A 15,152-nucleotide genomic window follows, 5' to 3' on the forward strand; every position below is an offset into this window, starting at 1 on the left:
TTAAGGCAAAAGACGAGCCGGCAACAGGCGCATCAGCTGCGTATCGAACCAGGCCACGAAGGCCGGCGATGGCGCAGCATCGACCGCCAGGTACCACCAATCGGCGGCGGCGAAGGCACGGCACTTCACCGCGTCCTTTTCGGTCATCACCAACGGTAATGACGGTGTGAAATTCAAGGCCTGCACGCTGTATTCGGCGTGGTCGGCAAACGCATGCGGGACTGGCCGCCAGTGTAGCGTTTCGAGAGTTGTGAAGAAACGCTGCGGATTGCCGATCCCGGCCACGGCATGCAGCGTCTGGCCAGCGGGAAAGTGGTCGAGGGGACGCCGCTCGCCGCTTTGCAGATTGATCAATTCGGTGGGTCGAAGCTGGAAGGCAAAACCGTCGGCGCGATCGGCATCGGCACCGTTGTACAGCACCGCGTCGACGCTTTGCAGACGCTCGGCCGGTTCGCGCAACGGCCCGGCGGGCAGGCAACGCTGGTTGCCCAGGCCGCGGGCGGCGTCGATCAGCACCAGTTCAAGGTCACGGGCCAGACGGTAATGCTGCATGCCGTCGTCGGACAGGATCAGGTCCAGTGGCTCACTCTCCAGCAGCGCTTTGACGGCGCGGCTGCGGTCGGGGTCGATCATCAACGGGACGCCGGTGCGCTGGACGATCAACAGCGGTTCGTCGCCTGCGATATCGGCGCTTTGATCCGCCTCAACCCGCCAAGGCAGTTGCGGCGGTTTGGCGCCGTAACCCCGGCTGACCACGCCGACCCGTAAACCGCTGCGCTGGCAGTGCTGGATCATCCAGAGAATCAGCGGCGTCTTGCCGGTGCCGCCGACGGTGATGTTACCGACCACGATCAACGGCACGGGGGGCTGATAGATCTCGCCCTCACCCGCCAGAAAACGCTTGCGCTTGTTATTGACCACGCGCCGATACAGCCACTCCAGCGGCTGCAACAGCTTCAGGGCCGGATGACCTTGGTACCACGCGGCGAGCAAGCGATCGGACATGGCCATCAGGGCGCGGGCGGCGCCGCCTCGACAGTGGTCATGCGCAGGTGACTGAAACCGAGTTTACCGGCGGCGTCCATAGCGGTAATGACCGACTGATGCTGAGTCTTGCCATCAGCGCTGATGGACAGCGGCAGGTTGGTGTCGCCACTGGATTCTTTCTGCAGCGCGTCCATCAGGGTGGCCAGATCGTTTTTCGACAACAATTGGTTGTTAACCGAGAATACGCCCTCGGCGCTGATGGCAACGTCCAGATGCTTGACCTGCTGGTCTTCGGCAGGCGAACCGCTGACCGCTTCCGGCAGATCGACGCGCAATTGGGTTTCACGGGTAAACGTGGTGGTGACAACGAAAAACAGCAGCAGGATGAACACTACGTCGATCAGCGACGCGAGGTTGATATCCACATTCTCCCGTTGCTTGCGGCGGAATTTCACGCTTTGCCCCCATTCAGGTCAACATCACGATCGCCCTGTACCACTTCGACCAGTTTGATCGCTTCCTGCTCCATGCCCACCACCAGTTCATCGATCCGGCGTTGCAGGAAACGGTGGAAGAATACCGACGGGATACCGACCATCAAGCCTGCGGCCGTGGTTATCAGCGCCTTGGAGATACCACCAGCCAACACGGCGGCATTGGTGGTCATGCCCGAGCCCATGAAGGCGCTGAAGATATCGATCATGCCCAATACCGTCCCCAACAGCCCCAGCAACGGGGCCATGGCGGCGATGGTGCCTAACGCGTTGATGTAGCGTTCGAGCTCGTGAATCACTCGCGCGGCGGCTTCTTCAATGCACTCCTTCATGATCTCGCGACCATGCCTGGAGTTGGCCAGACCGGCAGCCAGGATCTCGCCCAACGGCGAGTTGGCGCGCAGTTCCTTGAGTTTGTCTTTATTGAGTTGTTTGTCCTTGATCCAGACCCAGACCTGCCCGAGCAAATGCTCCGGGGTCACACGGCTGGCTCGCAGGGTCCAGAGACGTTCGGCGACGATCGCCATGGCTGCGATGGAACTCAGAATGATCGGTATCATCATCCATCCGCCGGATTTGACCAATTCCCACACAGTGATAGTCCCCTCGAAAAAGTGCGCCACTCTAACATAGGGGGTCGGCGCACCGAAAACCGCGATGTCGCATCCGGTCGAGCGTTAATCACTCGGAGTCATTGCGCAGAGCGCCAGAAACGCCGTTCTTGACGCATCGTCCATGGCGGCTTGAAGCGTCCCAGTTGCAGACGGATGGCACCCTGCTCGGCGCTGTCATGGATCGATATGCCGCGCTTTCGATAGCGCGCCATGATCGTGGGATGGGGATGACCGAATGAATTGCCCTGACCGCGGGAGATCAACACCGCTTGGGGCTGCAACGCGGCAAGCAACGCCATCGATGACGAACTGCGACTGCCGTGGTGCGGCGCCTGCAACCAATCGGTGGTGACGGCCAGTGGACTGTCGAGCAGCGCCCGCTCGGCTGCGGCATCTATATCACCGGTCAATAACAGACGCTCACCGTTGGCTTCTATCTGCAGGACGCAGGATTTTTGATTGCTGTCGCTGGCCGAAGACCATTGCCAGAGCTGGAACCTCACATCATCCCAGATCCATTGCTTGCCACTCTCGCAGCCTTCTGCCTGCAACTCGGCCGGCAGCGCCAGGGGATCGCCACTGACCACCCGTTTCACCGGCAGGCCATTGGCAACGGCCCGGGCGCCGCCCGCATGATCGGCGTCGGCATGGCTGATCAGCATCAAATCGAGTCCATTCACGCCCAGTTTGCGTAATGTCGGCAGCACCACCCGCTCACCCAGGTCGAAATCGCCGAAACGTGGCCCGGTGTCATATAACAGTGCGTGATGACGGGTGCGCACCAGGATTGCCAAACCCTGGCCGACATCCAGCTGCCAGACTTCGGCGATGCCTTCAGGCAAGACCTGCCTGGGTGGAAAAACCAGCAACAGCAGCATCGGCCAACCCAACGAGCGAAACGGCACACCTCGAGGTATCAATAGTAGAAAGGCACCGAGTGTGCCGAGTGCCCATATCCACAACGGGATGGCCACCGGCACCCACGCGGGCAAGTACCCGGCCATCAGCGTCAGGCCCTTGAACAAGAGGTCGATCAAACCTCCTGCCAACCACAGCAACCCTTCGCCCACGTAAGGAAGGGGTAAAAGCAACGTACCCAGCAGTGCCGGAGGCAGCACCACCAGACTGATCCACGGCACCGCGAGCAAATTGGCCACCGGCCCGCTGAGACTGATCGGCAACCCGAGCACCAGCAGCAACGGGCACAGACCAATCGCGATCAGCCATTGGGCGCGGGTCCACGTTTGCCACCAACGCCATGGGCCCAGCCGACCACCGAAGGTGAAGATCAACACCGCCACCGCCGCGAACGACAGCCAAAAACCCGGTTGCAGACTCGCCAGCGGATCCAGCAGCAAAACACCGTCGAGCGCCAGCAACAGCGGCCACCAGGCGCCGAGGTGACGAAATCGCAGGCGCCACAACAGCACCAGACCGATCATCATGCAGGCCCGCCGCACCGGCACCTCGAAACCGGCCAGCAGCCCATAACCGAGAGCGGCCGCGAACGCGAGTCCACAGGCCCACGGCAGCCAAGGCAAGCGTTTCGGCCACAGGCCATAACGGGCCAGCCCGGCGATCAACAGATACACCAGCCCTGCCAACAACCCGATGTGTTGTCCGGAAATCACCAACAGATGGACGGTGCCGGTGTCTTGCAGCACCTGCCAGTCTTCGCGACTCAGTCCGGCGCCGTCCCCCAGCACCAACGCAGTCAGCGCTCCCGTTCGCCCTTGGGCATCCACGGCCTGCAAGCGCTGACGGATGCCGTCGCGCCAGGCCCATTGGGCTTCCTTGAGTCGCTGGCCATCCTTGACCGTCCCGGTAGCGCCGATACGTTGCGCCAACAGCCAGGCGTCGTAATCGAAGGCATGGGGATTAAGCAGCCCCGCAGGACGCTTCAACTTGACCGCCAGTCGCCAATGTTCGCCGCTGTTGACCGGCGGCCCGTCATACCAGGCCAGGCGTATCCGTTGCGGCACCTTGCCGTGTCGCGACCGGGCGTCCGCCAACTCGAAACGCACGACGGCCTCATTGTTCTGGGGCAATCCCGTCACCCGACCTTCGACCCAACGGGTTTCGCCATCAAGGCTCATCGGCAGCCGATCATCCAGCGCCCACTGTGCATTCGCGCCTGCCCAACTGAAGCCGAACAGGAAAAATGCCAGTGGATAGCTGCGAAACGGCAGCAACATCAAACCGATTACCGGCAGCAACATCCATAACCAGACCGGCGGTAATACCGGTAAAAAACGCAGGATCAACAGACCCAACGCCAGCGCCATCATCCCTGTGCGCATACGCCCGTCCTTGAGAGTCCCCTCCTAGGCATAGCCGGCTAATCGCACGGGCATCGTTATTAATTGTCACAAAGTCTGAATGGGCGGTGCATAGAATCCAGACATACTTGCCGCCTTAACCGACCGAGAAGCCTTATGCCCCGGCGCTTATTCAAACGTTACATGCCAGACCCGACCAGCATCAAGGAACACAAATCCTTACGCTTTCTCGGCACCCTGCTGCATGACCCGAACCTCTGGCACCTCAACCGCCATTCCGTCGCACGAGCCATGGCGGTTGGTCTGTTCGCGGCGTTCCTGCCGATTCCGTTGCAGATGCTGGTCGCCGCCATTCTCGCCATCATGGTGCGCGGCAACATGCCGATTGCGGTCAGCCTGGTCTGGCTGACCAACCCGATCACCATGCCGGCGGTGTTCTTCTGCACTTACCAGACCGGTGCCTGGCTGATGGACGTTCCCACCCGCCATTTACCGGACGAATTGACCTGGGAATGGATCAGCGGCGAACTCTCGACTCTTTGGCAGCCGTTTTTACTCGGCTCGGTGGTGACGGGACTGGTGCTCGGCGCACTCGCCTATTGCCTGACCATGATGTATTGGCGCTGGTGGGTCGGGCGGCAGTGGCGGCGACGCCAGAAAAGACGGATGCAGTGAACGCAAAACGGCCTCCACTTGGGAGGCCGTTTGTTTTTGCGGTGTTTGGACTGACGCCTTCGCGAGCAAGCCCGCTCCCACAGGGGATCTTCGTTACGACATAGATCCAGTGTGGGAGCGGGCTTGCTCCGGGCGGCGTTCCGACGAAGCAGGCGACTCGGGGTCCCTTAAGTACGCATCCCGCGACCGCTGACCAGCAGTCGTGCGCAACCGATGTACAACACAACAGTTGCCACCAGCATGAAGGTGATCGCCACGCTGATCCTGATGTCCGAAACGCCAAGAATGCCGTAACGGAACGCGTTGACCATGTGCAGCACCGGGTTGGCCAGGGACACGGTCTGCCAGAACGGTGGCAGCAAGGAGATCGAGTAGAACACCCCGCCCAGGTAGGTCAGCGGTGTCAGCACAAACGTCGGGATTATCGAGATGTCATCGAAGTTGCGCGCAAACACGGCGTTGATGAAGCCCAGCAGCGAGAAGATCGTCGCCGTCAGTACCACCACCAGAATGGTCACGCCCAGGTGATGCACCTGCAATTGGGTAAAGAACAGCGACAGCAGGGTCACGATGACCCCGACCATCAAGCCACGCAGCACGCCGCCCAGGGTGTAGCCGATCAGAATCGTATGCGGCGACACGGGCGACACCATCAATTCTTCGATGGAACGCTGGAACTTGCTGCCGAAGAAACTCGAGACCACATTGCCGTAGGAGTTGGTGATCACCGACATCATGATCAGCCCCGGCACGATGTACTCCATATAGGTGAAACCACCCATGTCACCGATCTGCCGGCCGATCAGATTGCCGAAGATCACGAAGTACAGAACCATGGTGATGGCCGGCGGCAGCAGCGTCTGCGGCCAGATCCGGGTAAAGCGTTTGACCTCTCGGTAAACGATGGTGTTGAGGGCAACGAGGTTGGGTTGCAGCTCGGAACTCATACCGCCACCTTCGACAGATTTTTCTCCACCAGGGACACGAACAACTCCTCGAGGCGATTGGTTTTGTTACGCAGGCTCAACACTTCGATGTTCTGCTGCGCCAATTGGGTGAACAGCGCGGTGATGCCCATGGCCTTGTCGACCTGAACTTCGATGGTGTGGCTGTCGAGCAGCTTGGTCGGGTAACCGAGCAACGGCGGCGCGGTTTGCAAAGTGTTTTTGAGGTCGAGCAGGAACGTTTCCACATGCAGTTGGCCGAGCAACTGTTTCATGCTGGTGTTCTCGACGATGGTGCCGTGGTCGATGATGCCGATGTTGCGGCACAACTGCTCAGCCTCTTCCAGGTAGTGGGTGGTGAGGATGATGGTGATGCCTTTCTTGTTCAGCTCGGTGAGGAACGTCCACATCGAGCGACGCAGTTCGATGTCCACACCCGCCGTCGGTTCGTCGAGGATCAGCAGGCGCGGTTCGTGAACCAGCGCACGGGCGATCATCAGTCGACGCTTCATGCCGCCAGACAGTGAACGCGACGGCGTATCGCGCTTGTCCCACAGACCGAGCTGGGTCAGGTACTGCTCGGCGCGTTCCTTGGCGATTTTCGGTGGGATGCCGTAATAACCGGCCTGGGTCACGACGATATCGAAGGTTTTTTCGAACTGGTTGAAGTTGAATTCCTGAGGCACTACGCCGATGGAGCGCTTGAGCTGCGCAGGATTCTTGTCCAGGTCGTGACCGAAGATATTCACCGTCCCGCTGGTCTTGTTCACCAGGGTCGAGAGGATGCCGATGGTGGTGGATTTGCCGGCGCCGTTAGGGCCGAGCAAGGCGAAAAAGTCACCTTCGGCGACGTCCAGATCGATACCACTCAAGGCCTGGAAACCGTTGCCGTAGGTTTTGGTTAGCTGCCGGATGGACAGAGCGGAACTCATATCGGATTTACGCACCAAGAAGGGAAGAAAGGGACAAATAAGGGCGGGCGGCGACTAATACAACCGCGGCGCACGAGCGCAATGGTGCTTGTCGCCGCCACACAAGTACAGTCAAGTGTGTCGATAGTGAGTATTAAGTCAACGCGGTCATAACCGCTTTCTGATACGCCGGACGCTGTTTCAGGCGTGCATACCAGGCTTGCAGATGAGGCTGCGGTGCGCGCTCGATCGGCATCTCGAACCAGGCATAAATGAAGCTGCCCAGAGGAATGTCGCCCATGCCGATCTCATCGCCGGACAGGTACGGTTGGGTCGCCAGCGCCTGATCAGCCATGGACAGCAGGCCATCGCACTCCTTGATCGCCGCGTTGATGGCCGGCCAGTCCTGCTTGTCTTCCGGGGTGCGCAATACGCCCCAGAACACCGTGCGGAACGGCCCGGCAAAACTTGAAGTGGTCCAGTCCATCCACTTGTCGGCAGAAGCCCTCGCCTGCAGATCTTCTGGATACCAGGCGGTGCCGTTGGCGTGGCGAGCCATCAAGTAACGCACGATGGCGTTGGATTCCCACAGCACGAAACCCTCGTCTTCAATCACCGGCACGCGACCATTGGGGTTCATCGCGCGGTACTGCGGCGTATCGACTACACCAAAGGCGCCGCCCGCATCGATGGCTTCATAAGCCAGGCCCAGCTCCTCGGCGGCCCACAAAGGTTTTCTGACATTCGACGAGTTTTTCCGACCCCAGATCTTCAGCATGACCGCCTCTTTATGGATGAATGCGCAGGCAGCATACGCCGGATCAGGCGCGACTCAAATCGCTCTGCATGTCACCCAGCAGCACGGGCAATGTGCCGCTGAACAGATGCGGATAGCACTTCTCCAGGTGCTCGAAAAAGAACGCTTCAGGCACGTCGGTGAACTGGCCGTGGTCGATCAGGTATTCCATCAATTGCTCGCCGTCGCGATTGAACGGATGGAAAACGCTGTCGTTGATTCCGTCGAATTCCAGTGGTGCGACATTAAACAGTTCGCACAAGCCTTGGTTGAACGCTGGCGTGGCTTTGACCCAGCGGCCGTTCAGATACAGCTCCGTATAACCGTGCATGGCGAACACATCGCTCTTGAGCAACTCGAGCAACCGCGGCGTCGACAAATGATTGCGCACATCCGCCAGACCGACCCGCGCGGGAATCCCGCAATGCCGGGCTGCACCTGCCAGCAGCGTGGCTTTGGGTACGCAATAACTCTCCCCCACCGCCAACGCATAACTGCCGCACAAGGTGCCCGGGTCGCGACTGAAGGTGTAAGGGTTGTAACGCACGGCTTCGCGCACGGCGTAATAGAGATTGATCGCCTGCTCTAGAGGATCGCGACGGCTGCCGCGATGTTTTTCGGCGAACTCCACCACCGACGGGTGGTCACTATCGATGAAGCGGCCGGGACTCAGATACTCGTGCATGAGAATAATCTCCTGGGGAAGCCACGAGTCTAGCGACACGTTCAGCACAGAGATAACGACGTTTCGGCCAAACATGGACGCTTTGCCGCCCGCCCAACGAACGATTTCCGAGGCCGGTTGCCCACCGTGCCTACAAAACTCATCCATGGTTTCCCACGAATTCAATCACATCGCTCTGACCACCCTGTTTTACGGATGCCGTCTAAGCTCTGAAAGTTGGTTTTGCCCTGGTTTCACGGAGGATTAAATATGCTGCTGTTGTGGATACTGGTTCTGGTTGTCGGGATTGCTTATTTAGCCCACCGTCGTATCGCCCCGCTGCCCGCCCTGTGCGTCGTTGCCGTTTACGTGGTGGCGATGGGTGCTTTCAGCCGCGCTCCAGGCTGGTTGCTGCTGGTTCTGTGGGTGTTGATCGCGGTTGTCGCAGCGCCCTTGTTGCTGCCCGACCTGCGCCGCAAATTTTTCAGCGCGCCGCTGTTTAGCTGGTTCCAGAAAACCCTGCCGCCGATGTCGCAAACCGAGCGCGATGCAATCGATGCCGGCACGGTGTGGTGGGACGGCGAACTGTTCAGCGGTCGCCCGGACTGGAAAAAACTGCTGTCCTATCCAAAAGCACAGCTGAGCGAAGAGGAACAGGCCTTTATCGACGGCCCGACCGAAGAACTCTGCGCCATGGTCAGCGACTGGCAGATCGGTCAAACCATGGACCTGCCTCCCGAAGCCTGGGCCTACATCAAGGAAAACGGCTTCTTCGCCCTGATCATTCCCAAGGAGTTTGGCGGCAAAGGTTTCTCCGCCTACGCCCACTCCCAGGTGGCGATGAAACTGGCGACCCGCAGCGGCGACCTTGCTTCTACCGTGATGGTCCCCAATTCCCTCGGCCCGGCCGAACTGCTGCTGCATTACGGCACCGACGAGCAACGCAACCACTACCTGCCACGACTGGCGCACGGCGATGACATCCCGTGCTTCGCACTGACCGGCCCCCTGGCCGGCTCCGATGCCGGCTCCATGCCCGACACCGGGGTGATCTGCAAAGGTGAATGGGAAGGCAAGGAAACCTTGGGCCTGCGTCTGAACTGGGAGAAGCGTTACATCACGCTGGGACCGGTCGCCACCCTGCTCGGCCTCGCGTTCAAGGCCTACGACCCGGATCACCTGCTGGGTGAGGAGGAAGACCTGGGGATCAGCCTGGCGTTGATCCCGACCGATACCGCCGGTGTTGAAATCGGCCGTCGCCACTTGCCGTTGGGCGCGTCATTCATGAACGGCCCGAACTCCGGCAAAGATGTCTTCGTGCCGTTGGAGTTCCTCATCGGTGGCCAGGAAATGATCGGCAAAGGCTGGATGATGTTGATGAACTGCCTGTCGGTCGGGCGTTCGATTTCGTTGCCAGCGGTCGGCACCGGTGCCGCCAAGTTCACCAGTCTGGTGACCGGCCAGTACGCTCAGGTCCGTGAACAATTCAATGTCCCACTGTCAGCCTTCGAAGGTATTCAGGAAGCGATGGCCCGTATCGGCGGCAACGCCTGGATGATGGACGCGGCGCGGATGCTCACGGCCAATGCGGTGGATTTGGGCGAGAAACCGTCGGTGCTGTCGGCGATACTCAAGTACCACCTCACTGAACGCGGCCGCGAGTGCATCAGCCACGCCATGGATGTTCATGGCGGCAAGGCAATCATCATGGGGCCGAACAATTACCTTGGCCGCAGCTGGAACGGCGTGCCGATTTTCATCACCGTGGAAGGCGCGAACATTCTCTCGCGCAACCTGATGATCTTCGGTCAGGGTGCGATTCGCTGCCATCCATTCGTGCTTAAGGAAATGGCCCTCGCCGGTCGTGAAGACAAGGACCAGGCCCTCACCGAATTTGATGGCCTGCTGCTCAAGCACATCGGTTTCGCCGTGAGTAACGCCGCCAGCACGCTGGTGCTGAACCTTGGCTTCGGTCACTTCGAACACGCGCCAGGCGACAAGCTCAGCCAGGGTTACTTCCGCGCCCTCAATCGCCAGGCTGCTGCGTTCGCCATGCTCGCCGACCTGAGCATGATGCTGCTGGGCGGCGAATTGAAACGACGCGAACGTCTATCGGCGCGTCTTGGGGATGTGCTCAGCAACATGTACCTCGCCTCCGCCGCACTCAAGCGTTACCACGACCTCGATTCACCGGAGCACATGGCGCCGCTGTTTACCTGGGCCATGGAAGAAAGCCTGGGGCAGTCGGAACGAGCGCTGGATGAACTGCTGACCAACTTCCCGAACAAGGTGTTGGGTTGCCTGTTGCGGGTGATCGTGTTCCCGTTCGGTCGTCGTCATAAAGGGCCGTCGGACAAACTCGGCGCCGAAGTGGCGGCGGTGATCGGTCGCGCCAAGGGCGATCCGACCCTGGAAGAGTTGCTCGGCGGTTGCTACCGGCCGCAATCCACTGATGACCCGGTCGGCGCCCTGCAACATGCGTGTAACCTGCTGAGTGCCGCGCAACCGCTGCGCAAAAAGCTTCATATCGCGCTCAAAAGCGGTCAGGTCAAACCGGTCGCCGGGGAACACGTCATCGATGCAGCGCTTGAGGCTGGCGTGTTGCAGCCCGTGGAAGCGCAGACCCTGCGGGACGCCGAAGCGGCGCGGCGCAAGGTGATTGATGTCGATGATTTCGACAAAGAGGAACTGGCGCTGGCGCAAGGAAAGGTCCGCTGATCCAGCCAGCCATGTCTCTCTACCATGCAAAAAAGGCGCAGGCGCTTTATACTCCCGCGCCCGTTTTGCTCTTGAGGACTTATCTCGTGTCCAATGTCGTTGCCGATCATCTTGTCTTGCTCGACCACCTGCGCAGCATCCTGGTCGCCGTAGGTGAGGCCGAACAGGTTCCCGAAGAAAGCCATGCCTTGTTCCTGGAGCGCTTCGACGAACTGCGTGCGTTGCTGCCGGTCGACCCGATCGAAAGCCAATACCTGGGCCAGGACATTCTGTGCCAGGTGATCACCCGCTACCCGCAAATCGCCCACCTGGTACCACGCGACCTGCTGTGGTACTTCGCCGGTGACTGTCTGCATTACATGCCCGACGATGAAATCGACTTGTACCAGGCGCTGGAAGAACGTCGTTTCGAAGCTGAACAAAACGACGAACCTTTCGACTGGAACCAGGAAAAACAGCTGCTGGCGATGTCGAAAGACGACAGCAAGCACTGATCCTCGGTCAGAAATGCAAAGGCCCGCATGGTTGAACATGCGGGCCTTTTTTTTGCCGGGTGATGGGGTGTTTGGGCGGACGCCTTCGCGAGCAAGCCCGCTCCCACATTTGGTTTGTGTACGCCGCCGATCAAGTGTGGGAGCGGGCTTGCTCGCGAAAAAGCCCGTCAAAGCAACCCATCACTCTCGGGCAACTCATACTCTGCCGCGCCCCTGCCCAATGCATTAGGCTTACCCGGCTTGCTCAGGGTCGGCTCCTTCTCCAGGCACTCCACCAGATAGTCGATAAGCACCCGTAGCTTCGGTGGCAAATAACGGGTCGGCGAATGCAGCAACCAGGCGCCGCCGTGGTAAGAAGCCAGAAAGGTCCAGTCCGGCAACACCTGCACGATCAGCCCCTGCTCCAGCGCATAACGTGCGGTGAAGTACGGCAGGCTGCCAATCCCGATGTGCTGCAACACTGCGCCCAACCGCACGCCGGTGTGATTGGCCGCATACCGTCCGCGCACGCCAACGGTGACAGCCTTGGTGCCTTTCTTGAATTTCCAGCGTGCATCGCTCGGGGTTTCGCCCAGGTAGATGCAGCTGTGGTTGAGCAAGTCGTGGGGATGGGTCGGCGTGCCGTGTTCGGCCAGGTATTGCGGCGTTGCACAGAGCAAATGATCGATGGTCAGCAATTGCCGCCCGACCAGTCCGGCAGGCGGCCGATCTGTAATACGAATCGCCAGATCAACGTTGTCGTCGATCAAATCCACCTGGCGGTCCTCAAGCAACAGTTCCACATCCACTTTGGGATAACGACGCAAAAATTCCGGCATATGCGGATGAATCACGAAACGCCCCACCGCCTTCGGCACACTGACGCGCACCAGTCCTTCCGCTTCATGGGTGAATTGGCCGCTGATTTCCATTACCGACTTGGCTGCGCTGACCATCTCCTGGCAACGCTTGAACACCTCTTCCCCACCGTCGCTCAAGCGCAACTTGCGCGTGGTTCGCTGCAGTAAACGGGTGGCGAGCGCCTTCTCCAGGCGCGAAATGCTGCGACTGACCGCCGAGGGGGAAGAACCCAACTGTCGAGCAGCCTCGGAGAAGCTGCCAGTCTCGACAACCTTGACGAAGATCGCCATTTCACCGAGCAGCGGTAGTGGAAGATTTATGCTCACAGCGCAACAGTCCTTTGATGTTTGAACGGATTATCACGCAATTCCACGCTTCATATAATAAAAAATAGAATTGTTAATAAGGGCATGGAATATGACGCTTCGCCTCTTTTTCCATAGTGATGACCTCAAGGCCAATGTGGAAGTCCTGGATTGCACGCCCCACGAGAACGAATTTGCCGTGGTGCTGCGCGCCACGTTGTTTCATCCCCAAGGCGGTGGCCAGCCCTTTGACACCGGCTGGATCGGCGAAAGCCGGGTGCTGCGCGTGGTTCAGGATCCGGACCGGATCATTCATTTCGTCGACCATCCGGTAAAACCGGGCATGACTCAGATTCGGGTCGACGAACAACGCCGCCAGTTCAATTCACGCATGCATTCCGCCGGCCACCTGATCGGCCACTTTGTTCAGGCGCTAGGGTGGATGCCGATCAAGGCTCATCACTGGCCGGGCGAAGGACGCGTGCAATTCAAGCCGGCAGAGTCGGCAAAAGAGGTTGATGCCGAGATGATTCAGCACGGTATCGAGCAGTGGATCGCCCATGATTTGCCGCGCCTGACGTCGATGCGTGAAGGTGCCCGGGAAATCGGTTTCGGTGAACTGCCCGCCTACGGCTGCGGCGGCACCCATGTACGTAGCCTGAAGGATTTGGGCACGGTCACGATCGCTTCCCTTTCACTGAAGAAGGGAACGCTGTCAGTCCACTACAGCGTGGATTGAGCATTTGGGCGATGCCGTTCCTGTCATTGCCTGACGCCGGGGGAACCTGCGGTCGCGGGTTCTGTTGACTATCTGATAGATGGACCTAAGACATGATGCTTGACGTCGAGCGTCTCGATGAGACGTGCATAAAAAAACTAGCCAACGAAGAAGTCCTCGCCATCCGCGTCAAAGGCTTGTTGCCCAAGCCACTGGCGATTCAGATTGGCGACAAGATCCTCGCCCCTGGCTTCGAAGGCTATATCAATGCGCCGAGCATCGGTCGCATCGGCATGGCGTTTTATGAAGCGGAAAACCAGCCGCTGCTGATCGAAGATTATTTCGAACGCGCCACCCGCAACATTGCGGAATTGCGCAACCGGTGTGCGCCCTATTCGTCCCCCGTCGACACCCTGCGCTGCATGCTCGACGAGTCCTGGCCGGCGGGTGCGCACCTGGAAAATCTCTACGGTCGCAAGATGTATGTCGGGCTGTCCCGGGTGGTGAAACCCGGGATCTGTTTTCTGGCCCACCACGACATTTTCGCCAAGGACGCCCCGGACAGTTACCAGGCCAAAAGCCTGGAAGCGCAGTTCGCCTGCAATGTTTACCTGAACATGCCCGCCGAGGGCGGTGCACTGCAGATGTGGGACCACGACATCTCTCCGGACCAGTTCGACGAAATGCGTGGCGACAGTTACGGAATCGATCCGGCTCTGCTCGGGACTCCGACCCTGGAGATTCTTCCCGAGCCCGGTGATTTCATCATGTTCAATTCGCGCTGCATGCACTCGGTGACACCGGGTGTGGCTGATCCGCGCTTGAGCCTTTCGTTCTTTGTCGGCTATCGCGGCAATGCATCACCCCTTACTTTCTGGAGTTGAGATGCTTTCGAATTACCTGGGCGAGTTTCTGGCGCTGGCAACTATCCACTTTCTGGCCGTGGTTGCACCTGGACCGGACTTCGCAGTGACCATCCGTCAGAGTGTGCGCTTCGGTCGACTGGTCGGGATTTGCACGGCGCTGGGCATCGGTGCGGGTATTTCCGTGCATGTGCTTTACACCCTGCTCGGCGTCGGCGCGCTGATGCACACGACGCCTTGGCTGCTGACGGTGGCCAAGGTTGTGGGTGGCGCTTACATTTTGTACCTCGGCGTCAGCCTGCTTCGCAGCAAGCCCAAGACCGTACTGGAAGGCGACAAACCTGACGAACCGGCCGTAGAACAAACATTGCTGAAGGCATTTACCACCGGATTCCTGACCAACGCGACCAACCCGAAAGCCACACTGTTTTTCCTGGCGATCTTCACCACCATCATCAGCGCCACAACGCCACTGAAGATCCAGGCGCTTTACGGAATCTGGATGTGTTTTGTGAATGCGCTGTGGTTTGTGATCGTCGCGCTGTTCTTTTCCAGCGCCCGGGTACGGCTGCTGTTTATGCGCATGGGGCACTGGTTCGAACGCACCATGGGGGTGATTCTGATCCTGTTCGCCGGGCGCCTGATTCTGTCGATGTAAAACCTGCGCCCATGCAAAAGGCCTGCTCAGTCTGACTGGCGGGCCTTTTTCGTTTCTGCGCCGCTTTTGCATTTCTGTGCGACAGATCCCACTTCGGGGACTCCCCTATCGCTCTCTCGTGGTGTTAGCTTGGTAACGTTTCTGTCTCATCGATCAGAAACTTCTCACAAACTGCCTGCAAAGGAATGCCCT

Annotated in this window: 15 protein-coding genes; 6 read left to right on the forward strand and 9 right to left on the reverse strand. The window is 59.4% G+C overall.

Translation table 11 applies throughout. The annotated features are described in order from the left end of the window. The 4 genes from lpxK to CUN63_RS04510 all read right to left on the reverse strand — a co-directional run bounded on the left by lpxK (position 1) and on the right by CUN63_RS04510 (position 4,395). Complete coding sequence (gene lpxK / locus CUN63_RS04495; RefSeq protein ID WP_129437476.1) at positions 1-1,011, reverse strand: tetraacyldisaccharide 4'-kinase; 1,011 nt, start codon at positions 1,009-1,011, stop codon at positions 1-3. Beyond that, positions 1,011-1,442 (reverse strand): biopolymer transporter ExbD, encoded by a 432-nt coding sequence (locus CUN63_RS04500; RefSeq protein ID WP_046049060.1) that lies wholly within the window; start codon positions 1,440-1,442, stop codon positions 1,011-1,013. The genes lpxK and CUN63_RS04500 overlap by 1 nt, the downstream gene beginning before the upstream one ends. Next, positions 1,439-2,074 (reverse strand): MotA/TolQ/ExbB proton channel family protein, encoded by a 636-nt coding sequence (locus tag CUN63_RS04505; protein WP_046049059.1) that lies wholly within the window; start codon positions 2,072-2,074, stop codon positions 1,439-1,441. Before CUN63_RS04505 ends, CUN63_RS04500 begins: the two co-directional genes overlap by 4 nt. A gap of 98 nt (positions 2,075-2,172) precedes the next feature. Further along, positions 2,173-4,395 carry a DNA internalization-related competence protein ComEC/Rec2 gene (locus CUN63_RS04510; RefSeq protein WP_129437480.1) on the reverse strand — a complete coding sequence of 741 codons (2,223 nt, stop codon included), beginning with the start codon at positions 4,393-4,395 and terminating at the stop codon, positions 2,173-2,175. A gap of 135 nt (positions 4,396-4,530) precedes the next feature. Between CUN63_RS04510 and CUN63_RS04515 the strand changes: the two genes are divergently transcribed. Further along, complete coding sequence (locus tag CUN63_RS04515) at positions 4,531-5,049, forward strand: DUF2062 domain-containing protein (protein WP_129437482.1); 519 nt, start codon at positions 4,531-4,533, stop codon at positions 5,047-5,049. 167 nt (positions 5,050-5,216) lie between these two features. Here CUN63_RS04515 and CUN63_RS04520 read toward each other — a convergent pair whose 3' ends face one another. From CUN63_RS04520 to CUN63_RS04535, 4 genes are all read right to left on the reverse strand, one after another. Then, on the reverse strand, positions 5,217-5,996 hold the full coding sequence (locus CUN63_RS04520) for an ABC transporter permease (protein ID WP_129437484.1): 780 nt from the start codon (positions 5,994-5,996) through the stop codon (positions 5,217-5,219). Beyond that, positions 5,993-6,925 carry an ABC transporter ATP-binding protein gene (locus tag CUN63_RS04525; RefSeq protein WP_129437486.1) on the reverse strand — a complete coding sequence of 311 codons (933 nt, stop codon included), beginning with the start codon at positions 6,923-6,925 and terminating at the stop codon, positions 5,993-5,995. The genes CUN63_RS04520 and CUN63_RS04525 overlap by 4 nt, the downstream gene beginning before the upstream one ends. Before the next feature lie 133 nt (positions 6,926-7,058). Then, positions 7,059-7,682, reverse strand: coding sequence for a glutathione S-transferase family protein (locus CUN63_RS04530; protein WP_129437488.1), 624 nt, complete (start codon positions 7,680-7,682; stop codon positions 7,059-7,061). A gap of 43 nt (positions 7,683-7,725) precedes the next feature. After that, a complete protein-coding gene (locus tag CUN63_RS04535; RefSeq protein WP_129437490.1) occupies positions 7,726-8,385 on the reverse strand; it encodes a transglutaminase family protein in 660 nt (219 codons plus the stop codon). Between the two features lie 249 nt (positions 8,386-8,634). Between CUN63_RS04535 and CUN63_RS04540 the strand changes: the two genes are divergently transcribed. Both CUN63_RS04540 and CUN63_RS04545 read left to right on the forward strand, forming a co-directional pair. Beyond that, positions 8,635-11,082: an acyl-CoA dehydrogenase gene (locus tag CUN63_RS04540; protein ID WP_129437492.1), complete on the forward strand. Its 2,448-nt coding sequence runs from the start codon at positions 8,635-8,637 to the stop codon at positions 11,080-11,082. Between the two features lie 86 nt (positions 11,083-11,168). After that, entirely contained in the window at positions 11,169-11,576 is a 408-nt protein-coding gene (locus CUN63_RS04545; protein ID WP_008152400.1) for a PA2817 family protein, read from the forward strand. A gap of 167 nt (positions 11,577-11,743) precedes the next feature. Here CUN63_RS04545 and CUN63_RS04550 read toward each other — a convergent pair whose 3' ends face one another. Beyond that, a complete protein-coding gene (locus tag CUN63_RS04550) occupies positions 11,744-12,742 on the reverse strand; it encodes a LysR family transcriptional regulator (RefSeq protein ID WP_129437494.1) in 999 nt (332 codons plus the stop codon). A 91-nt stretch (positions 12,743-12,833) separates the two neighbouring features. Between CUN63_RS04550 and CUN63_RS04555 the strand changes: the two genes are divergently transcribed. The 3 genes from CUN63_RS04555 (at position 12,834) to CUN63_RS04565 (ending at position 14,960) form a co-directional block, all read left to right on the forward strand. After that, a complete protein-coding gene (locus CUN63_RS04555) occupies positions 12,834-13,460 on the forward strand; it encodes an alanyl-tRNA editing protein (RefSeq protein WP_129437496.1) in 627 nt (208 codons plus the stop codon). 92 nt (positions 13,461-13,552) lie between these two features. Beyond that, on the forward strand, positions 13,553-14,323 hold the full coding sequence (locus tag CUN63_RS04560; protein WP_056742718.1) for a 2OG-Fe(II) oxygenase: 771 nt from the start codon (positions 13,553-13,555) through the stop codon (positions 14,321-14,323). 1 nt (position 14,324) lies between these two features. Beyond that, on the forward strand, positions 14,325-14,960 hold the full coding sequence (locus CUN63_RS04565; RefSeq protein WP_129437498.1) for a LysE family translocator: 636 nt from the start codon (positions 14,325-14,327) through the stop codon (positions 14,958-14,960). The last annotated feature ends 192 nt before the right edge of the window (positions 14,961-15,152 follow it).

The sequence above is a fragment of the Pseudomonas sp. ACM7 genome (genome assembly GCF_004136015.1).
Classification (GTDB): Bacteria; Pseudomonadota; Gammaproteobacteria; order Pseudomonadales; family Pseudomonadaceae; genus Aquipseudomonas; species Aquipseudomonas frigoris.